The following is a 19941-nucleotide window of genomic DNA, read 5'->3' on the forward strand; positions in this document are numbered from 1 at the left end:
ACCGCTAAGGAATCTCATGAAATACCAAGACTTAATCCAAGCCTGTCAGCAAGATTGGCAAGACTACACCGAGCATGATTTTGTTAAAACGTTGGCAAACGGCACTCTCGCTCAACCGTGTTTTTTGCATTACCTGAAGCAAGATTTTCTGTTCTTAAAACAGTATGCCCGTGCATACGCGTTAGCGATTTACAAGGCTAAAACGTTGGCTGATATGCGCCGTGCACTGCCAAGTGTTCATGCGCTGCTAGATTCTGAAATCTCACACCACGTGACTTACTGTGGTCAATGGGGTTTAACGGAATCTGATTTAGAAAACGAACCGGAAGATTTCGGTACAGTCGCTTACACACGCTATGTTCTGGATGCAGGAATGACGGGTGATCTTGTCGATCTCTATGCGGCACTGGCTCCGTGTTCAATTGGTTATGCCGTGATTGGTAAAGCGCTTCTTGAAAGTAGCGATACCGTGTTAGAAGACAACCCATACGCGAGCTGGCTGCAACTGTACGGCGGTGAAGAGTTCCAGTCTGGCGTGGCAACGGGCGCGGAATATTTCAATCAGCTGCTTTCTGAAATTGATATTAACAGCGAGCGTGGTCAGAACATCGTTCATATCTTTAAAACGGCAACACGTATGGAAGTGGCTTTCTGGCAACAAGGGTTGAACGCTCTTAATGATTTACCAGCGGCTTAAAAGCGACTTCTAACGAATAAGGATTAATCCATGCTAACTGAACAAATCATCCAATCGCTGCGCGCAGTACGAGAGCAAAAACCGTTGGTTGTGAACATCACCAACTATGTAGTGATGAACAACACGGCCAATGCGTTATTGGCGATTGGCGCTTCGCCTATTATGGCGCACTCACAACAAGAGCTTGCAGATATGATGTCTTTCTCTGGCGCCTTGGTGATCAACATCGGCACGCTCGACAGCGTTTGGACGCCAAGAATGTACTTTGCTGTTGAACAAGCGAATGCGAACAATAAGGTTGTGGTTCTTGACCCTGTGGGTTGTGGCGCAAGTAAGCTGCGTACTGAGACTTCTCGTGAAATCGCACGTTTAGCGGATAAGTTGATCATTCGTGGTAACGCATCTGAGATTATTGCACTAGCGGGTGAGCAGGCGCAGAGCAAAGGCGTTGATGCGCTAGATAGCAGTGATGCAGCATTAGGCGCTGCACAGTGTTTAGTGGCTGAATACGGTGCAAATGTGGTGATTTCTGGTGAGACAGATTACGTTGTCACCAAAGACAGCGTGGTGACCTTAAATAATGGACACCAGATGATGCCGTATGTGACAGGCATGGGTTGTACTTTAACCGCATTGACGGGCGCATTTGCTGCCGTTGGTGATAAAAGTGGTTTGGCTGCAGCGGCGGTATTAGGCGTGGTTGGTGAAATCGCGGCAGAAAACTCACGCGGCCCGGGTAGCTTGCAGATGAACTTGCTCGATGAGTTGTATCAATTAGATGAAGAAACTCTGATTCAACGTTTGAAGATTCAGTAAGCTCAATCTAGCTCCAAGAGCTTAACTTAAAGAAAAGCCCCCGACACTTATGTGTTGGGGGCTTTTATTATTGGTTCGGAACCGTGTCAGCTGTGTTAAAGGCTGGCTTCGTTAGGTTCTAAAACGATTCACTTGGCTTTCTAAATGGTGAGCAACTTCGGTTAAGTCGCTCGCTGCACCAGAAATACTGCTGACAGACTCTTGGTTACTTTGCGCTATGGTATTAGCACCTTGCGCGTTTTCTCCTAGAGATTTGGTTAGGCAATCTTGCTCATCGACAGAGACTGCAATTTGACTGTTGGCTTGATTTAAATCTTGAATGTGTTGGTTTATCACATGCAAGTTCTGAGAAGCTTGTTGTGCCTGAGTTGAAGCATCGGAAACCGTGCTGTGGCTGACCTTAATAGATTCTAAGGCATCTTTAGCACCACGCTGTAACGAGGTGATGAGTTCATCAATTTGGCTTGCAGAATCTTGAGTGCGCTTGGCTAAGGTTCTTACTTCATCCGCAACTACTGCAAATCCGCGACCTTGTTCACCTGCGCGCGCAGCTTCAATAGCCGCATTCAATGCTAACAGGTTGGTTTGCTCAGAAACGCCTTTAATTACTTCAAGAATGGCACCAATGTTCATCGACTCCTTGTGTAGGTCAGTCACTTTCTGGCTACTTATCTGCATGCTTTCATCGGCGCTGCCAATTTCGTGCAGTGTTTTGTCTACTTCTTTGAGTCCCATTGCCACATTCTCGGTTGCTTGGTTCGCAACTTGAGAGGCGTGGTTAGCACTTGAAGCAATTTCTGATGTGCTTGAAGCCAGTTGATCAACGGCAGAAGAGATATTGATCATCTCGCTGTTCAATTGTGTTGCGTTGGTCGAGCTGTTGTTTGTCACCTGATTAAGTGATTCAGACATCTCACCAATACGCACACTAGAGCGGTTCACTTGGCCAACGATATCGCGCAGAGATTCAATCGTGATCTCCATATTAGTCAGCAGTTCGCCAATCTCGTTTTTGCTCTCGATGTTCACTTCAACATTCAGGTTGCCCTGAGAAAGCTCATTGGTGATCTGTTTAACCTGTGCGATACCTTTGGTGATAGAGCGAGTCACCAACACGGCGCTCGTCATGCCAATAACCAGAGCCACGCCCGTTAGCAAGAAGATGATTTGAATCGAGCGTTTTTCACTGGCTTGCAGCTCTGGTGTTAATGCTTGTTTCTGTTGCTCTAGAATACTTTGAGCATCGGCCACTGCGATAGCTAAGCTGTCGCCAATAGAGGCGAGGGTAGCGGTTCTTTGAGTGTTCTCAATCATCTGTTGATGAACTTGCTCAAAGCCTTTTGCGTAAGCTTCGCGTTGGTTCGAGAAGTCTTCAATCAGCTCACTTTGGTAAGGCGATGATTTAAGAGATTCAATATCGCCCTCGATGCCTGGTAGCGCGTATTCAAAGATGTCTTTACCCGCTTCATAGGTTTTGAGGTCGTTGTTGTTTGAGTAACTTAGAACGGTGATTTTGGCTGCGAGAAAGTTCTCCATCAACATACCCGCATACAGACTCGCGTTTGGATCGTTGTTGTTGTAAGACTCATACAATAAGCTCTGAGCGGCTTTTAATGCATTAGTTTCTCGTTTGACCATCTCAACATTCACCAATTGGTCAATGAGCAGTTGGCTCTGTTTCATTGAGCCATAAGCCACATCGAATGCCGCAACGCTGTCTTGCACGAGTTGCAGGCTCGATAAGCTATCGGTTTTAGTCGTGGTTTGGATTAGGTTGTTCAGTAACTCATCAATCGCTAGCTTGCTTGATTGATAATTCGCTTCGTATTGCTCATCCAATGACTCTAAGTAGCGTTCAGAGGCTAGACGCATCTGAAGAAAGTGCACTTGGATGTTGCCTGACAATGTCGCTTTGTGGCTGAGTTCACTGTATTGGCTAAAGCCGTTCGACAAGGTTTGAATACCTTTGTAACTCACAAAGCCTGAAATGACGAAAAAGAGCAAGCAGATGGCATAACCCAGCTTGATCTTGAGCGCTATAGAAAGGTGGCGCATAACTATCCCTATATTTACCTGATTCCTTCATAGCGAAGTATTTCATAAAACAGCATTCTGGGCATGCTTAAGTGAACAGTTTGTGTATTAAGTAACGCTTTGGTTAAAAAATTTAGGTTTTTCGACATGCTTTCAACGAGTTGCGTATTTGAATTTACACGTCTAACTTGGGTAATTAGGTACTAACTTCCATGCACATGGTGCGATTTGTCGGTAAAATAGTACAACGTCAATTTTAGACATCGACTCCAAAGGTACGAAATGAACCCTTATAAGCTCTACTTAGTAACGGATGACCAACAAGATATAGAAACGCTTAAGTTCGTGGTTGAACAAGCGGTCGCTGGTGGCGTCACTATGGTTCAAGTAAGAGAAAAGCATGGGGATGTGCGATCTTTCATTGAACGAGCACAAGCCGTAAAGTTGATTTTGGCTGGTTCGGGTGTACCGCTGATCATTAATGACCGAGTGGACGTTGCATTGGCTGTCGACGCTGATGGTTTGCATTTAGGGCAATCGGATATGCCAGCAGTGTTAGCACGCAAGCTTATTGGCCCTGATAAGATTCTTGGCTTATCGATTGAGACTGAACAGCAGCTTCAAGAAGTCGATAGTTTGCCGCTTGATTACATTGGCCTCAGTGCGCTGTTTGCCACACCGACCAAGACAAACCTAAAGAAACATTGGGGCTACGAAGGGATAGAATTGGCTTTGGAAACAACGGATTTACCGATCGTCGGTATTGGTGGCATTAACGAATCTAACATTCCGAAGCTGGTTCAGACGGGGATTCACGGCTTAGCGCTAGTCTCAGCAATATGTCACGCTGAAGATCCTAGAGAAGCGACGCAGGTTTTATTGTCTTTGATGGGAGAATGAGCTTGTAGAGGTTAGAAAACAAATGAAACGAATCATTTGTTTTCTAGTTAGAGAGCATCAAAGCGTTCAATTTAGTAGTCAGCTAAATATGTTGTCTATCTTACTGAATACATAGAGCAACGGTGCCGATGATCATAAGAACAATAGCAGCGTACCAACCGTATTGTGCGGTTTTATCAGCAACAAACACCTTAATGTAGTTGAGCTCCTCATGAGCCGTTGCAATAAAATCAGTGTAGTTAATCGACAACTCACGGCTGGCTTCTTTTAGGTCTTGCTGAAGTTTGTTGAAAGCCTCATCGATGAAGCCTTTTGTTTCCGAAACAGGCGGAGTAGCTGCCAAAGCTAGGCTATTCCAAACCGCCATACGCGATTCATATTCGCTTTCACTGACACAATTAAGTACGCGTAAATCATACTCTCGTTTGTTACGCTCTTTACCCATTTTCTCAGGGCAAATATTTCTTAAAACGTTCACGACAAATTTTCCAAAAGGTTCATTTAGATATAAAAAAGCACTCAAAGAGCACTCATAAACTGGGGCGAATTAATATTCAAAAGTGATCTATTTGAAGCTGTCATAAGTGGCTGCAGGGCAAGAGCACTTATGTGGGGGTTTGAAGTTAGGTTAGTGGTGTTAAAGAGCGATTTGAGTCTGTCCATATTTGCTTGAGAGACAAACCCTTTGGGATCGCATATTAGTTATGTCACTTTGCGACATCAACTAGGGTGTTTTGTCCAGACGACAAAGATATTTATCGGTGAAACGCATCGAAATGCGGTAGTACGGCGAAACGCACTACCGATATTGAATTGCAATGTGGAGTTAAGCTAGTTTGCCTGCCATTGATTGTATTGCAGTGAATACCCTTCGAGTTTCTCAATTAAACTGGTGAGAACTGGGCCATTAATGTGGCTTCGTGATACCAAGCAACCCACAGGGGTAATCCAACCACCATGCTCGTGCGCCACGGGCAGAGCTACCAAGTCACCTTTTTGAATACCTTCCATCACCATCATTTCTGGCACGTTCGCCCAACCTACGTTCTGTTCAACGAGATCAATAATGGTCTTGTGATTATTCGCATACCAAAGCATCGAGCTAATACCGTAGGTAAACCACAGTTCGCGTTGTTTTGAACTGCGATGCACACATTGGCGATAACGCTTGAGGTCTGAGTCTTGTACTACGGACATTTGGCTGAGTTCGTGAGTGGCTGAACAGACCGTTAGGAAGCGAGCTTGACCCAGCAAGAAGAAATCCATGTCTACCTTAAGTTCTCCGTCCGCGTAGATGATACCAATCTGAGCTTTACCACGTCTCACTAGGTCCTCAACATCAAAGGTTGAGGTGGTAATAATATCGAAGTGTGTGATTGGGAATTGATCGGCTAGGGAACTGATTATCTTAATGAAACTCTTGTCTATGATGCTTTCATCAACCGCAATGATCAGTTCGTGTTCATCTTCTTGGGTCAGCGATTCTACTTTTTGGTCGAAGTACTTTTGCTGGTCGAGAATCGACTTGGCGACAGGCAATAACGCTTTACCTGTGGAGGTTAAAACGGGGATGTTCTTCTCTCTGTTGAACAACTCTTGGTCGATGGCAATTTCTAGGTTGGCGATCGACTGACTGACCCCGGATTGAGCGCGTTTTAGCTTGCGTGCGGCCGCCGAAAAAGAACCACTTTCACACACAGTGACGAAGACTTTTAGTTGCTCAAAACTGTACATGCTATCTCTCGCTCAATATCAAATAAGGGTGATAACGTTTAAGCTATCACTATTCGTGATGGCTGTTAACTTTCTCTTATTATTTCGGATGACATAATCCTACCTAATCCAACACATACTAGATTATTTAGAGGAATGTATGAGTACCTTAGAAAGAGTGTTTCACTCAGTGTTATTCGAAGTTTTGGCCGTAACGCTTTCAATAATCGGCTTAGCGATATTTACCGATCACGATGTGAGTGCCTTATCAGGAACCATGATAGTTGTTGCTACCATCGCGATGGTTTGGAACTACTGCTTTAATCGCATTTTTGATCGCTACTTCACCGGTGAGAAATCAGAGCGTTCATTGAAATTACGAGTGTTTCACGTTGTGTTATTTGAAGCCGGTTTGCTCATAGCAACAATTCCTGTCATGGCTTACTTACTTGATGTGGGGATTTGGCAGGCATTTTTAATGGACATCGGCGTGACCATTTTTATTACCATTTACGCGTTTGTGTTTAATTTGATTTACGATCATGTGCGTGCATTCTGGGTACGCAGTTCGGATCTAGCAGTTCAGTAATCTGCCAAGTCAGTAAACGCTAGTTTGGCTACTAACCGATTGTTTATTCGTTATTTTAGCGGAGGTATTCGGTTAGTAAGCCTAGGTCACTCGTCATTTATTCTGCTATCTTAAATAAGGTGATAATTTGAGTTCGTGAAAGAACAGATTAAGAGGAAAGGATGTCCAATACCCTTCAAATGACGGTTGTAGATAAGAAAGAAGTCGAGCTGTTTGCGGAACTGTTCAAACATATCGACGGTGAGATCTATACCTTGCTACGCAATGCCAAAATCCCCAATGATATTCTCACCAGTAGCGACCATTACGAATACCTCCCTGAGACTACCATTAAAAATGTGGTCAAGATTATGGGGGAGTCGGCGTCACGAGAAGAGTTTGCGCTGTTTATGTGGAGCTTTTGCAAGCAAACCTATGTGCCCAGGTTTGTGGCTAAATTAAGTCAGCAAGATTCGTTAAAAAGTGCGCTAGACCAGTTTGGCGAGCAGTTAAAGCTCATTTCCAATGGTGCGATTGTCTATACCAAGCATTCTGGTGGCAAGTGGTGGTTTGTACGCGAGAAGCCGTTTACTAATGTACCTTGGTTTAAATTTGCAGAGCTGTTCTCTGTGATTTTTATCAACGAGTTACTTTCAGTATTAACACAAGGGCGCTGGAAGCCTTCTGAAGTGGGTATTCAGAGCGATGACCTTGATTGCTTTCAATCTTTGCCACAAATGGGGAATGCTCAGTTTTACACGCACAGGCCTGTTACGGCTTTCGAAATTCCAGAAAATATCATGCTTGAGCCAATTGTCTTGCCAAAGGTTGCCGAGGCACTTGAGCCAACAGCCCCTTTACCTAGTACATTTCTCAATGCCTTCAAGTTGGTGATAAAGCCTTATCTCACCATGGGAAAGCTCCCGATTAGCTTGGCTTCTGAGATTCTAAATATTCATGTCAGAACGATCCAGCGTCGGCTGGAAAGTGAAGGAGTGGTCTACAAAACCTTGATTGAAGAGATGGTTCTAGATCAGGTTTTAGAATTGCTCAAGCAGCCCGATCTATCGATCACTCAAGTAGGCGCGAAGATGGGATATTCCGATTCATCTCACTTCACTCGAGCTTTTAAGAGGCAGATGAACATGACGCCAAGACAGTACAGAAAGGAGCACTGTTAAATTCCTTATGTAGAAACCGGAGCCCAGATACATCTTTATTTATTGTCACCAAATGGCAATTTATCAACCTTGAATACTGGCAGTATGTCTACTAAGTTATTGAATGTTGATGAGTTGTTTTTTCCTCGATTTTTGCTTAGATTTTGCGATTTTCGTGGTCAATAAAAGCACCTTTGAAACCTCATAACACTCATTAGTAGTTACGGAATCGTTATGGGAAGTGGACTCCACTCATAAACGGAATCAAGGTGTATAAATGAAAAATGCAGGTTTAAAACTCTCTGTTGTTGCTCTCTCGTGTTCATTTGCTCTTTCTGCAAATGCAGCATCAACGCTATTTACTAACGTCGATGTGTTCAATGGTACTGAAAACAAATTGTACGAAGACCATCATGTATTAGTCGAAGACAATCTTATCAAACAAATCTCTGCGAGCCCGATAGAGGCTGGTGATGCTGTAGTGATCGACGGTGAAGGCAAAACGTTAATGCCAGGTTTAATCGAAGGCCACGGACACTTATTGCTGAACGGCGGTAACCTAAGTGACCACGAAAACAACCGAACGATCGAAGAGTTAGCCGCGCGAGCGACAGTGAACGCGAACGCCGCGTTTCAATCGGGCTTCACCACGTGGCGTGATGCTGGTGGCTTGAACACGGGCTTACGTAAAACGATCGATTCTGGCATGTTGCCGGGGCCACGACTTTACACATCTGGCGCGTTTATAGGCCCGACTGGTTCACACGCCGATTTCAGTAACCTAACCACGGCTAACCAACACTTCTTTGGATCATCGACCAGTATGGCGCGAAATAGCGTCAGCTTTAATGCCGACGGTATTACCGAAATTAAAGCGGCTGCTCGCCAAAACTTCAAGCAAGGCAATACGCAAATTAAGATCATGTCATCAGGTGGTGTTGCATCATCATTTGACCCTTGGCAGCTGAATGCGATGTCTGCGGAAGAAATTGAAGCTGCCGTTGAAATTGCTGATGCGTATGGCTCTTACGTGATGTCTCACGCTTACAGTAAAAAAGCGATCATGCGTAATTTGGATGCGGGTGTTAAAACAATCGAACACGGTTTCATGTTCGATGGCGATATCGCTGACAAGATGGAAGATAAAGACGCTTACATCACAACTAACATGACCGCGTTTTCACCTTACCTGACGCAGATTGAAGCGATCAACTCGAACCCTGCCTCTAAGCGTAAAGCGGAGTCGGCAACTAAAGCATTCAAAGACTACATCTCGAACGTCAACAAGTACCAACCGAAATGGGGTTTCCACACAGACTGTGTCGGTGACGTGGTTTCTTGTATCAAACAAACCGACCATACGATCTTCCTAGCGGGCAAGGAATTAGGTAACTTCTTCACTCTGAAAGGCATGACATCAGTAAACGGTGAAATCGTTAAGTTGTCCGGTGTGATGGACCCATATCCAGAGGGTAAGTTGGGCGTGATTGAAGCGGGTGCATACGCCGATATCATCATTGTAGAAGGCAACCCACTTGAAGACTTATCAGTGATTGGTGCAAACGAAAAATGGTTTGACGCAGAGCCGCGTAGCCCTGAAATCGATACCATCAAAGTCATCATGAAAGATGGCAAAGTCTACAAAAACACGCTTTAACACAGCGCGACTATTCAGTTAAAAACTATGCTTTAATAGGCGGCCTACTTCGGTAGGTCACCTCTCTTCAAGGTGTCCTTATGCAAAAAACGCTTTCTCTTATCCTATCGATGATGTCACTGACTATCGTCGCTTTACCTACCTTTGCTGAAACAGCGATGAATCTTGAGTGGCAAGATCTGAATTCAGGCTCTCACGAAATGAAGTTAGAAATGCCGGATCTCACCGATCAGCAAATGCGTCTATTACAAGGTGTGATAGCAATGAGTGCATCAGAGGAAGAGCAAGCTCAACAACAGGCTTTATTACTCAAAAAAACGCTAAAAGAGCAGGGCGTTGATGCAGACGAAATGATCGCGCTGCGTGACGAATACATGAAAACCATGAAGGCGAACGCTGAAGCTATCACGACAGAATTTGACGGCAAGAAAGTCCGAGTTCCTGGTTTTATTGTGCCTTTAGAGTTCTCAGAAGGCATGACCGCAATCGAGTTTCTTTTAGTGCCAGTAGCGGGCGCGTGTATTCACATGCCACCTCCGCCAGCAAACCAGATTGTGCGTGTGTCTTTCCCTGAAGGCTTTCAGGTACAGAATGTTCAGTATCCAGTATGGGTAGAGGGTGACTTTAGCTCGAACAAAGTGACTGAAGAAGTCTTTCTAGTCGATGGCAAAAGTAACCTCACCATGGGTTATGAAATGAAAGCTTCGATGATTGAAGACTATTACGAGAAAGAAAATTAATGGTTGTCATCAAATGACAATTTTCAATGTGAGCAATGAATAAAATAGAACTCACTCAAAAAGCATTGGTGACAAGATGAATTCAAGATTATCTAAAGTAAGTATGGCGGTGATGGTGCTAGCAACCTCAATGAGCACTGCGGTCTATAGCGCAAATTTCGAAGGTCCAGACTCTGTTGAAAATACAATTGCAGAACAGAAAGCACAAAAGAAATCTTGGAGGGAGTCGTTGGCCGATGATGGCATTACATTTGGAGCAGATTATAACGCTTTGGGTTTAGCCTCTAGCAATGGGTCTATGGGGAACGATGTTGATGCCTCTTCAGGTGTTGCGAGATTTTATGGCTCGTGGAATTTGGTAGGCAAAGAGACGGGTAATACAGGCGGAATAGTATGGAAAGTCGAACATCGCCATGCCTATTCTGATTCAGCACCCAAAAATTTAGCCTTCATTGATGATACCGACCGATTGTTTAATAGCGGTACTAAAGAAGGGTTAGGTTATGTTGGTATGATTGGTTCTGCCTTTAGCGACCAAGGCTTCCGCGTCACCAATTTGCATTGGAAACAAAAGTTCAATGGAGGCAAAACCTCAGTTATCGCTGGATGGCAGGATGTTACTGACTATGTGGACACATACGCACTCGCGAGCCCATGGTCTGGCTTTAGCAACCTTGCATTTTCAACGGGTGCTGGAGCGATGGGGTTACCTGATGATGGTGTATTGGCACTTTCTGCTGGGCATATGCTGACTGACAATTACTATGTGATTGCGGGTATCGCCGACGCCAACGGAAAATCAGACGATATCTTTGATGGCTTCAATACATTATTTGATGAGAGTGATTTTTTCACCACGCTAGAGCTCGGTTGGACAGCATCGCAAGACCAAATATTCACTGATAATTTCCACATTACAGCGTGGCACTTTGATGGTGGTACTCGTCATAGCTTGTCGGATGCGACAGGCGGAGGTGAATCTGGTAAAGGTATTAACTTCTCGTGGAGTCAATTTGTCACACCTCAAGTAATGCCGTTTGTGAGAGGTGGTTTTTCTGATGGCGATGTTGCTTTGTATGAACGCTCATTGAGTGTCGGTGTTGGCTATTTTGGCCTAGGAAGCGAAAAGAACAACCTTGGTTTTGCGGTTAACTGGTCAGAAATTAATGAGTACGCTTTAAAAGGAATCTCGACGGGTGTGTATGGGAACGATGGCGAACAATTTACTGCAGAGCTTTATTACAACATGCAGCTTAATGATTTCATTCAAGTGACACCCGATATCCAGTACATCAAAGATCCTGCGTTTTCTAGTGAAAGCAGCGCTTGGGTATTCGGTATTAGAGCGAGAGTGTTTATCTAATTTCGCTAAACATAATCTTGTTTAGACTTAAAAGTTAAATGTAAAAAGTGAGCCCATGTGGCTCACTTTTTTGTTTCTGGTTCGTTCGATTAAATCTTTTCTAATCGAACATTTAGGCTTTTTCGGCTTTTTGCGTGTCATCCAGTGCAAAGTAGATCTTAGAAACAATCACTTCGGCAACCAGAATCGTAAACACTACGGCAAAGAAGGCGACCACACCGTTCCAAGGGCCAGTGAAATCGACTTTGTCGCCAAATAGGATGTTGATCGCTTCTAGCATCACGAACTTTGAACCGACCAGAATTACGTAGCTAGACAAGCCTCTGTATATCTTAGGTGCAGTACCCGGTTTCGACTTAAAGTAATCGGCGAGCTTATGTTCTAAGCCGATAGAGAGTTTGAGCAACAGCTGCAGCAAAATCGCGGCAGCAAATGAGATGGTGAATGACTCGATATTAACGAAGTCCCAGTATTCATCAAAAAAATTGAGAACGGTTAAATCAACGAGAACTGCGAGTGTGTAGCCGACAAAGAGTCGTTGGGGCGTATTAAATCCATATACTTTTTCAATATTGCTCATCTACTTCTTCCTGAGTAAAGGGTTATAAAAAACTTAGGAGATAAATATAGGATATTCAAACGCTTATTGCTCAGGATGCGAAACAGCTCTTAAAGTGCGCGTGGCGCATTATGGTAAGTATCCCAATTAAGATTGATTCAATATGAGTTCTCGAATGAGTTCTCGGACGAGTTCTCGGCATGAGCCTATGATTTAAACAGAGGTAGATATGATTATTCACTTTAGAATCCAAGACGTAGAAGAGCTATGGGGCTCAATAGATTTGGCGACGCTCTTACAATTGTAACTGAGAGGGGTATCAACCACACCGTTAACTCTCTGATTGAAATAGTTAAGTTACCAATTACACTTGAAGCATAAGTTTGAATGGAGTCAACTTAATGCTTTCACCCCAATCGCCGTATTCCTTTTCCATTGCTCTGATCTTAACTGGTTTTTTTTCATCCTCGGCCTATGCGTCCAATGAGGCGATTCAACATCGCTTGGAAAAGATATTCGCCGTTTCTATTGCGCTTACAGACAGCGATGCCGTCTCTATTGGTTTTGTGGACTTCGATCCGAACTCGTTCATCAATTTAAACGACAGTGGTTTTGGCTCCGATAAAACCATCGACACTCGAAGCCAAGTCAGTGTCGGCTCTATTCCTTATTCTTCTGTAATTAAAACCGATGATCCTGACCTAGATTTGATTTGGTCGGTGCGCGGGTCTTATGCGCTTTCTGAGCAAGATATTGAGATTTCATCCGATGTCACATCAGACCGCCGAGTTAACCCCAATAAAGACTCAGTATTAGGCCTGTATGGCTTTTTTGGCGCTCAAAGCCATTTAAACCAACATTGGTCTATCGTTTATGGTTTAGGCACTCACTTGCTCTACTACCGCAATAAATACGAATATAAAAACAGCTACTCTCAAGCCTTTCAATCTCAGCTCGATGGATACGCGTTGAACACTTCGGCGTGGGCATTGATTGGTGAGCCGTCGGTGAAACTCCAATACCTACAGAAACAAGAGTGGGGAAGTTGGAATATCTCATCAAGAGCACGTTATTTCTATGGCACAGGCTGGGGCGAAGCCAATGATGGTGATATCGGTAACCCTGAAGGTTTGCGGTTTATTAACGAGATTGAATTCAGACAAAATGTGGCACTGGATGCTTGGTCGTTAAAGAACCCTCAGATTCACTATAACCTGCGAAGAATCGACGTAGCAGGGGATCTCACTGACCCACTCGATACCCACTATTATTATGAGTTTGGTGCAGGCTTAGTGTTCGATGTCCCTTACGATTCTTACTTCTTTGATAACTTTGGTGTTGGGATTAACTTCAACTACGGCAGTTCGCTCAGTGGTGGCAGTTTACTCTTCTTACTCAATAATTAGCATAAGTTGTTGATCTTCAAAGTACTCATCTAATTTGAATTTGTATGTGTCGTAAAATGGTAAATATTCGCTTGTAAACTTGGTCATCATAGTCGCTCACCCATAGCACGAGTACTCTATGAACAAGTTAAGCTTTGACCGAAAAATACCGTTATACGTGGTATCGGCACTTGTCCTAAACATGGTATTTAGTTTGTGGTTGCTGAGTATCGCTTCTACCACAGCCATGTCTTTTTCGGTATGTATGCTCTTTTTGCTCAGTACTTTCATTACTGCGCGTCTTTATCGATATGAAATGACTCAAAGCAAGAATAGCTTGTCTGAGGCGATTATTGATGGTGTTGCCGGCTTTATTATTCTTGATAGCCAACTGAGGGTCATTCAGGTCAATCAGCAGTTCTCTAGGGTTTCAGGCTATGCCTTTAACCAAGTGGAATCTCGCCCGATTTCTGACCTCTGTTTTATGAACAACAGTGGTTTGATATCGACCATTGCGACCTCGCTTAAGCAAAATCACAGATGGAAAGGTGAGCTTAGTGGAGTTAGCAGACTTGGTGAGCACTTTACGGTCAATGCAGTTGTCGAAAAGCTAACCGAAATATTGCCGAACAACGAAAAATACGTTGTAACTTTTACCGATATTAGTCGACGTAAGGTGCTCGAACGCCAATTAAGAATACTGGTTGAAACGGACTCACTCACAGGTTGCTGGAATCGCCGCCGCTTTGATAAAGAGTTAAGTCACTACTCAAACCTAGCTGATCGCTACGGTCATACACACTCCTGTTTAGCACTGATCGATTTGGATCACTTTAAAGCAATTAATGATAACCATGGTCATGATCAAGGTGATGCAGCTCTTAAAGAGGTGGCCGAACTGTTGAAGAAGAACATCAGAGATACCGATATCGTGGCACGAGTTGGGGGGAAGAATTTGCTATTTTGATGCCAGAAACCAACCTGTCAGAAGCGATTGAAGCTATGTATCGGTTAAAAGAAGTGATTGCTAAAGATACAACACTAAACCTAACGGTAAGTAGTGGTGTGTCTGAAATACAAGCGTATGCCGAAGCGACGTATCGCAGCGCGGATAGGGCGCTTTACCGTGCAAAAGGTAACGGCCGAAATAGAGTGTGTAGTTCCAGTTAGGATTATCTGAAGCCAATTGCACTTGGTTAATCGGTTAGAACTGTTTTACGCGGAAATTGAGCGTTGATAAATCTTAGGCGTAAGGCCGGAAACTCGCTTAAATGCTCTAGAAAAGTGAGAGATATTGGTGTAACCCAATTGGCTCGAAATATAAGTCAGAGTATGACCTTCTTCCATCAATTCACACGCAACGGAAAACATCAGGTTCTCTTTGATTTTTCGATAGGTGGTGTTTTCATTTTTGAGTTTTCGTTGAAACGTTCTCACGGAAAAATTAAGAAGCTCTGCAGCTTCTTCAAGCGAGAGGTCCTGCTCTTTAATATAGGGCTTGAGTAATTCGTAAACGCTGTCGGTAAAGCTGGTGTGCCACTCAATGATCGCGGGCTTATTGCTTAAGTCTTTGGCAGTAAGGCGAATGGGTAGTTGTAGGATCTCATCAGGGATCATCACAGCGGTTGAATTATGGTCAACAAAAAGCTGACAGTGACTTGGAAGCAGTGTTTTGACGATATCAGTGTCATGTCCTTGTAAACGTACTTTGCTTGGCTGCCAAGGTGACTGAGAGAGAATCGTTATTAGTTCAATAATGTAAGTGATAGCAAATACCTCTCCCCATTGGGACATGGGTGAATTATCTGCGGGGGCAGTTCGACAAAACCAACTCTGTCCGTGTTCTTGAATGAAGTCGACTCTACTGCCGGGAGAATCATAAGAGAAAATCGTGCTGATATGCTTTAGCGAATCTCCAATGGTTTCAAATTCGGTAAATTGATGCAAGACGTATGGGATGATTCTTCGCCTAAAGGCAAGGCCAAGTATGTCCGTAAATCGAGATACGCCTAGTTGTGATGAGGTCAAATAAATCAGTCGCTTGATTGATTCTGAGGGTACAAAGTTACTTTCTGATTCAATCAGATCGGGTGGTAAGCCCGAGTCTTCAAGTAGCTTGTGTAGGTCTAATCCATAGTCAGTGAAGATTTGGACTAAGATCTTAGCATAACTTGTTTGTATTACCGGTACTTGGTAGTGACTAGAGGTCATGAGAATACAATCCTGTATATATTGTCGCATTATTAGACGAGCATATCATTTGCAACGTTTTATTTACTAAATCTAACCTTATTTACTTGAGTTTTCCATTGCTAGGTTTATTTTTAAAGTATTAATTTTATTGATGTTAGTTATCTAGAAGGGAGTCCCATGTCAGAAGTTGAAGGGAACAAGCAAGAAGCCAATGAAGAAGTTGTCGAACAAACAAATGGAAAAGACAAAGTAAGAAAGATAACAAATTACCTGCTGTTATTTGTGGCGTTTATGTTGATCTTCAGTGTTATCTCAGATCGCATCATCCCTATTACTGACAATGCTCGTGTAAAGGGCTATATCGTTCCTATAAAGCCTGAGGTGTCGGGTAAAGTGCTAGATATCTTAGTTCAGCCGAACCAATTGGTTAATCAAGGCGATAAGTTAGCCATTTTGGATGAGTCTGATTACCGAATTGCCGTACAACAAGCAGAGCAAAATCTAGAGATTGCAGGCCAAAATGTGGGAGCTCAAACCGCTAGCATTGCTTCAGCTCAAGCGAAACTTACTTCAGCGATCGTTGAAAGACAAAATACTAAACTACAAGCAAAGCGTGTTTTAGAGATGGCCGACAAAGGTGTCGTTTCTAAATCAGACGCAGATAAAGCGCGAGCAGCATTAGCGACGTCTCGAGCAGCAGTTGTGAATGCGGAAGCTGACCTTGATCGTGCAAAGAAACAAATGGGTAAAGAAGGTGAAGAAAATAGCCAAGTGAAAGCGGCGTTGCTGGCTCTTGAACAAGCTCAATTGAACTTAGAGCGCACCGTAATTACCGCACCGACACAAGGTGGAGTTTCTAACTTTAGCTTATCTGAAGGTTTTTACGCTTCAGCAGGTCAACCGATCATGACTTTTGTCTCAACGGAAGATATTTGGATTGAAGCTTATTATCGTGAAAATAGCCTTGGCAACGTAACGGTCGGTGATGAAGTTGAAGTGGCATTGGATTTTGCTCCAGGACAAATTGTGAAAGGTCGAGTGAGCAGCATCGATTGGGGGGTTGATTGGGGGCAAAATGATCAAGCAGGTAAACTTGCTCAAGCTAGCCAACAAACGGGGTGGTTACGTCAAACACAGATGCTTCCTATCACCATAGAGTTTGAACGAGATGAGATGCAAGGTATGCTCCGAGTTGGTGGGCAGGCGGATGTGATTGTTTATAGTGGTGATAACTTTGTATTCAACGCAATAGGCAAAGTGTGGATTCGTTTGATTAGCGTGTTGTCTTATGTCCGATAAATCGATCCCTGACCAACAAACACAACAACGGATCCTGCGGTATACCGTTGGGGTTACGTTAGCTGTGTTTTTGGCTGCGTGGATTAACTGGCCGCTCGCATTTGTAGCGCCAGTGTTCACCGCTAAGTTTCTAATTGATAAACCAAGCCTTCATAAGGAGACGGTCTATGAACTGCTTTTGGCGGTAGTAGTGACCATGGGGTTAGGGTTATTGTTGTCGCGAGGAATTACCCATTATCCAGTTCCATTATTGATTTTGGTGGGGCTAGTGATGCTTTGGGGTTACTACTTATTTGTTGACCCTAAGTGGAATCTGTTCGCAACCATATTATTAATTGCTGTACTGATGTTGCCATTTATGGCGATTGATAACCCTGGAGTCTCGGTATTATTAGCATCTGGCTTGGCCACCTCTGGTGTGGTTTCGGTGACTATTTTTGCGCTGGTTCATATCTTTTTCCCTGAACCGAAAACTGAATTCTCCGGCTTTGCGTCGGCGCCATTCAACAGAAGAGAGCGTTGGTATGCAGCTTTCCGCGCCATGATTATCTCTTATCCTGTTGTGTGTTTTTTCTTTATATTTCAGATATCTGAAGCATTGCTAACCATGATGTTTATTGCATTATTGTCACTAATGATTACTTCGGAAAAGTCGGTCAAGTTGAGTGCATTTCTGGTGATCAGTAATGGTATTGGGGGTTTACTCGCGATAGCGGCTTTTTCAATCCTTTCGATTGTTCCCAATATTATCTTCTACTCTTTATTCATAGGCTTGGTTGCTATTGTGATTGCCAAAAAGATCTACACGGTTCCCGAAAAAGCGCCGATTTTCGCCACTGCATTTAGTACGTTGCTCGTACTGGTTGGTAGCACATTGATGAGCTCAGGCGACATCGATAGCAACACTCTTATACGCATATTCCAATTAGTATTAATTGGCATATATATGATTTTAGCTTCTCTATTCCTAGAAACTCGGAATTGGAAGTTCCTACAAAATCAGCCTTAATTCTGTCTAACAAGGACGTCTCATGAAGTTAACCGATGATTTTTCAAAACAGGCGATAGACGCTGCCATAAAAATTGCAGCGATTGCCATGCTCGTGTATTGGTGTTTTTCGATTTTGCGCCCATTCATTCTTTTGGTGGTGTGGGGGGCGATCATTGCGACTGCGCTGTACCCTGTTGCTGTGGCGATTTCAAATAAAACGGGGATATCGAAAGGTAAAGCCAGTGCATTGCTGAGTTTTATTGGTGTTATTCTTCTGTTTATTCCTTTGGCCGCGCTTTCTTCCGGTATATATACCAGTGCTTCTGACCTGATGACGGGGCTTCAAGATGGCACATTGTCCTTGCCTAAACCGAAAGAGTCTTTGCAAGAGATTCCGTTGATTGGTGAAAAAGTTTATGCGGTTTTAGTTCACGCTTCATCCAACATAGAAAGCGTGTTCATCAAGTATGCGGAAGAGCTGAAAATATTCGCGACCAAAGCAGCGTCGGTTCTGGGCTCATTGGGAGGTGGTTTCATTCAATTTATCATCTCGACCATCATTGCCGGTGCATTCATGAGTAATGCTGATAAATGCCAAACAGGTGTGACTCATTTAGTGGCGCGTTTAACGGGTGGTAAAGGTGAAGAATTGGTGCAGCTCTCTAAATCGACGGTGCGCAGTGTTGTGCAAGGTGTGATTGGTGTGGCTGTGATTCAATCAATTATGTCGGCAATCGGTTTGGTGATTGCAGGCGTGCCTGCCGCTGCCATATGGGCGCTAGCTGTGCTGCTAGTTGCAATTATCCAACTTCCACCGATTCTTGCTCTATTACCTGCGATTATCTACATGTTCAGCGTTGAATCGACGTTGGCGGCGAGCTTGTTCTTAGTGTGGTGTATTTTAGTCAGTGGTAGTGATGCTATCTTGAAGCCAGTACTGTTGAGCCGTGGCTCTCACATTCCAATGTTGGTTATCTTATTAGGTGCGTTGGGCGGAATGGCGATGTCAGGAATCGTCGGTTTGTTCGTGGGTGCTGTGATATTGAGTTTGACCTATGAGTTGATGATGGCGTGGCTAGGACTTGAAGATAAAAACCAAGCAGAAACTGAAAAAGACCAAGAAGAGACAGAGGAAAAATAGATGAAGCCAGTCTCGAAAGACGACAACTTCTACTTCTTGTTTTATGCATTGTTAGTGCTGTTTTTTGGTTGTGCGGTGATGCAGCAATTTTACCCACAAGGTCAGAAAACAATACTATTTCTCATTATCATTACTTTAGCGTGCTCAATTGCTGGTATCCATAGAGAACGAGCCTTGTATCGATCTTGGTATGGTCTGTTGTTGATAACAGCGTCCGTATCAGGTGTATTTTCGTTTTTGGAAGGTTATAACCTGTCGATAGTGACGTTATTGGCGTTGGCTGTGTTCTTGTTCTCACACATTTACTCGGCGTTAAAACAGGTGATGAAAGCAAAAACGGTAACCCCCAATCACATTATCGGATCGATCTGTATTTACTTATTGTTGGGGTTTGCTTGGTCGATTATCTATTTGTTGATTTTGGAAATCTTTCCTAGTGCATTTTACGGTTTGGAAGAGCAAGTCTGGTTAACGAATTTGTTCAATGCGATGTACTTTAGTTTTATCACTCTGACCACCGTTGGCTATGGAGATATTTCACCGGCTTTGCCTATTGCTCAGTTCTTTGTGTTTATGGAATCCATTATCGGCAGCTTTTACTTGGCTATCATGGTGGCGAGTTTGGTGAGTGTTCGACTTACACAGTCTCAATCCCAATAGGTCACATACAAACAAGCCCGGCAATTGCCGGGCTTGTTATATTTTTACGATCTTAAAAATCTATA

Annotated in this window: 18 protein-coding genes and 1 pseudogene; 14 read left to right on the top strand and 5 right to left on the bottom strand. The window is 43.6% G+C overall.

Translation table 11 applies throughout. The features are described from left to right. Positions 1–16 precede the first annotated feature (16 nt). Positions 17–697, top strand: a complete 681-nt coding sequence (tenA, locus tag AB8613_RS21100) for a thiaminase II (protein WP_372384951.1) — start codon at positions 17–19, stop codon at positions 695–697. 30 nt (positions 698–727) lie between these two features. Further along, entirely contained in the window at positions 728–1513 is a 786-nt protein-coding gene (gene thiM, locus AB8613_RS21105; RefSeq protein ID WP_372384952.1) for a hydroxyethylthiazole kinase, read from the top strand. Between the two features lie 111 nt (positions 1514–1624). On the opposite strand, the gene AB8613_RS21110 is transcribed toward thiM, so the two are convergent. Next, positions 1625–3568 carry a methyl-accepting chemotaxis protein gene (locus tag AB8613_RS21110; RefSeq protein ID WP_192891155.1) on the bottom strand — a complete coding sequence of 648 codons (1944 nt, stop codon included), beginning with the start codon at positions 3566–3568 and terminating at the stop codon, positions 1625–1627. 261 nt (positions 3569–3829) lie between these two features. Between AB8613_RS21110 and thiE the strand changes: the two genes are divergently transcribed. Beyond that, positions 3830–4447 (top strand): thiamine phosphate synthase, encoded by a 618-nt coding sequence (thiE, locus tag AB8613_RS21115; RefSeq protein WP_372384953.1) that lies wholly within the window; start codon positions 3830–3832, stop codon positions 4445–4447. Positions 4448–4547: 100 nt separating this feature from the next. Here the strand turns inward: thiE and AB8613_RS21120 are convergent, their stop codons facing one another. After that, positions 4548–4892 carry a thiamine-phosphate diphosphorylase gene (locus AB8613_RS21120; RefSeq protein ID WP_192892209.1) on the bottom strand — a complete coding sequence of 115 codons (345 nt, stop codon included), beginning with the start codon at positions 4890–4892 and terminating at the stop codon, positions 4548–4550. 386 nt (positions 4893–5278) lie between these two features. Then, complete coding sequence (locus AB8613_RS21125) at positions 5279–6181, bottom strand: LysR family transcriptional regulator (RefSeq protein WP_372384954.1); 903 nt, start codon at positions 6179–6181, stop codon at positions 5279–5281. A 139-nt stretch (positions 6182–6320) separates the two neighbouring features. On the opposite strand from AB8613_RS21125, the gene AB8613_RS21130 reads away from it, so the two are divergent. The 5 genes from AB8613_RS21130 (at position 6321) to AB8613_RS21150 (ending at position 11648) form a co-directional block, all read left to right on the top strand. After that, positions 6321–6749 carry a PACE efflux transporter gene (locus tag AB8613_RS21130; RefSeq protein ID WP_372384955.1) on the top strand — a complete coding sequence of 143 codons (429 nt, stop codon included), beginning with the start codon at positions 6321–6323 and terminating at the stop codon, positions 6747–6749. Positions 6750–6928: 179 nt separating this feature from the next. Beyond that, positions 6929–7909 (top strand): helix-turn-helix domain-containing protein, encoded by a 981-nt coding sequence (locus tag AB8613_RS21135; RefSeq protein WP_372385806.1) that lies wholly within the window; start codon positions 6929–6931, stop codon positions 7907–7909. A gap of 256 nt (positions 7910–8165) precedes the next feature. Further along, on the top strand, positions 8166–9545 hold the full coding sequence (locus tag AB8613_RS21140) for an amidohydrolase family protein (protein WP_050619673.1): 1380 nt from the start codon (positions 8166–8168) through the stop codon (positions 9543–9545). Positions 9546–9625: 80 nt separating this feature from the next. Next, the gene (locus AB8613_RS21145) at positions 9626–10285 is read left to right on the top strand and encodes a DUF3299 domain-containing protein (RefSeq protein WP_372384956.1); all 660 of its coding nucleotides are present in this window, start codon (positions 9626–9628) and stop codon (positions 10283–10285) included. Between the two features lie 76 nt (positions 10286–10361). Then, the gene (locus tag AB8613_RS21150; RefSeq protein WP_372384957.1) at positions 10362–11648 is read left to right on the top strand and encodes a carbohydrate porin; all 1287 of its coding nucleotides are present in this window, start codon (positions 10362–10364) and stop codon (positions 11646–11648) included. Between the two features lie 112 nt (positions 11649–11760). Here the strand turns inward: AB8613_RS21150 and AB8613_RS21155 are convergent, their stop codons facing one another. Beyond that, on the bottom strand, positions 11761–12228 hold the full coding sequence (locus tag AB8613_RS21155; protein ID WP_239718873.1) for a hypothetical protein: 468 nt from the start codon (positions 12226–12228) through the stop codon (positions 11761–11763). Positions 12229–12608: 380 nt separating this feature from the next. Here AB8613_RS21155 and AB8613_RS21160 point away from each other — a divergent pair, with 380 nt between their 5' ends. After that, a complete protein-coding gene (locus AB8613_RS21160; protein WP_372384958.1) occupies positions 12609–13613 on the top strand; it encodes a Solitary outer membrane autotransporter beta-barrel domain in 1005 nt (334 codons plus the stop codon). Positions 13614–13731: 118 nt separating this feature from the next. Next, positions 13732–14762: pseudogene (locus AB8613_RS21165) on the top strand (GGDEF domain-containing protein). A 45-nt stretch (positions 14763–14807) separates the two neighbouring features. Here the strand turns inward: AB8613_RS21165 and AB8613_RS21170 are convergent. Then, positions 14808–15803, bottom strand: a complete 996-nt coding sequence (locus tag AB8613_RS21170) for a helix-turn-helix domain-containing protein (protein ID WP_372384959.1) — start codon at positions 15801–15803, stop codon at positions 14808–14810. 159 nt (positions 15804–15962) lie between these two features. Between AB8613_RS21170 and AB8613_RS21175 the strand changes: the two genes are divergently transcribed. The 4 genes from AB8613_RS21175 to AB8613_RS21190 are packed head-to-tail and all read left to right on the top strand — an operon-like array spanning position 15963 to position 19876. Next, entirely contained in the window at positions 15963–17084 is a 1122-nt protein-coding gene (locus AB8613_RS21175; RefSeq protein WP_061016658.1) for an HlyD family secretion protein, read from the top strand. Then, positions 17074–18093 (top strand): DUF2955 domain-containing protein, encoded by a 1020-nt coding sequence (locus AB8613_RS21180; protein WP_285953681.1) that lies wholly within the window; start codon positions 17074–17076, stop codon positions 18091–18093. Before AB8613_RS21175 ends, AB8613_RS21180 begins: the two co-directional genes overlap by 11 nt. A gap of 22 nt (positions 18094–18115) precedes the next feature. Beyond that, on the top strand, positions 18116–19216 hold the full coding sequence (locus AB8613_RS21185; protein ID WP_285953680.1) for an AI-2E family transporter: 1101 nt from the start codon (positions 18116–18118) through the stop codon (positions 19214–19216). After that, positions 19217–19876 (top strand): ion channel, encoded by a 660-nt coding sequence (locus AB8613_RS21190; RefSeq protein WP_285953679.1) that lies wholly within the window; start codon positions 19217–19219, stop codon positions 19874–19876. Positions 19877–19941 lie beyond the last annotated feature (65 nt).

Source organism: Vibrio sp. BS-M-Sm-2, assembly GCF_041504345.1.
GTDB classification, from domain to species: domain Bacteria; phylum Pseudomonadota; class Gammaproteobacteria; order Enterobacterales; family Vibrionaceae; genus Vibrio; species Vibrio satsumensis.

What these genes read in the sequence shown, in the direction of transcription:
- AB8613_RS21190 (WP_285953679.1), top strand. Translation starts at nt 19,217, where the DNA reads ATGAAGCCAGTCTCGAAAGACGACAACTTCTACTTCTTGTTTTATGCA.
- thiM (WP_372384952.1), top strand. Translation starts at nt 728, where the DNA reads ATGCTAACTGAACAAATCATCCAATCGCTGCGCGCAGTACGAGAGCAA.
- AB8613_RS21150 (WP_372384957.1), top strand. Translation starts at nt 10,362, where the DNA reads ATGAATTCAAGATTATCTAAAGTAAGTATGGCGGTGATGGTGCTAGCA.
- AB8613_RS21170 (WP_372384959.1), bottom strand. Translation starts at nt 15,803, where the DNA reads ATGACCTCTAGTCACTACCAAGTACCGGTAATACAAACAAGTTATGCT.
- AB8613_RS21175 (WP_061016658.1), top strand. Translation starts at nt 15,963, where the DNA reads ATGTCAGAAGTTGAAGGGAACAAGCAAGAAGCCAATGAAGAAGTTGTC.
- AB8613_RS21155 (WP_239718873.1), bottom strand. Translation starts at nt 12,228, where the DNA reads ATGAGCAATATTGAAAAAGTATATGGATTTAATACGCCCCAACGACTC.
- AB8613_RS21135 (WP_372385806.1), top strand. Translation starts at nt 6,929, where the DNA reads ATGACGGTTGTAGATAAGAAAGAAGTCGAGCTGTTTGCGGAACTGTTC.
- AB8613_RS21140 (WP_050619673.1), top strand. Translation starts at nt 8,166, where the DNA reads ATGAAAAATGCAGGTTTAAAACTCTCTGTTGTTGCTCTCTCGTGTTCA.
- tenA (WP_372384951.1), top strand. Translation starts at nt 17, where the DNA reads ATGAAATACCAAGACTTAATCCAAGCCTGTCAGCAAGATTGGCAAGAC.
- AB8613_RS21180 (WP_285953681.1), top strand. Translation starts at nt 17,074, where the DNA reads ATGTCCGATAAATCGATCCCTGACCAACAAACACAACAACGGATCCTG.
- AB8613_RS21130 (WP_372384955.1), top strand. Translation starts at nt 6,321, where the DNA reads ATGAGTACCTTAGAAAGAGTGTTTCACTCAGTGTTATTCGAAGTTTTG.
- thiE (WP_372384953.1), top strand. Translation starts at nt 3,830, where the DNA reads ATGAACCCTTATAAGCTCTACTTAGTAACGGATGACCAACAAGATATA.
- AB8613_RS21120 (WP_192892209.1), bottom strand. Translation starts at nt 4,892, where the DNA reads ATGGGTAAAGAGCGTAACAAACGAGAGTATGATTTACGCGTACTTAAT.
- AB8613_RS21185 (WP_285953680.1), top strand. Translation starts at nt 18,116, where the DNA reads ATGAAGTTAACCGATGATTTTTCAAAACAGGCGATAGACGCTGCCATA.
- AB8613_RS21110 (WP_192891155.1), bottom strand. Translation starts at nt 3,568, where the DNA reads ATGCGCCACCTTTCTATAGCGCTCAAGATCAAGCTGGGTTATGCCATC.
- AB8613_RS21160 (WP_372384958.1), top strand. Translation starts at nt 12,609, where the DNA reads ATGCTTTCACCCCAATCGCCGTATTCCTTTTCCATTGCTCTGATCTTA.
- AB8613_RS21125 (WP_372384954.1), bottom strand. Translation starts at nt 6,181, where the DNA reads ATGTACAGTTTTGAGCAACTAAAAGTCTTCGTCACTGTGTGTGAAAGT.
- AB8613_RS21145 (WP_372384956.1), top strand. Translation starts at nt 9,626, where the DNA reads ATGCAAAAAACGCTTTCTCTTATCCTATCGATGATGTCACTGACTATC.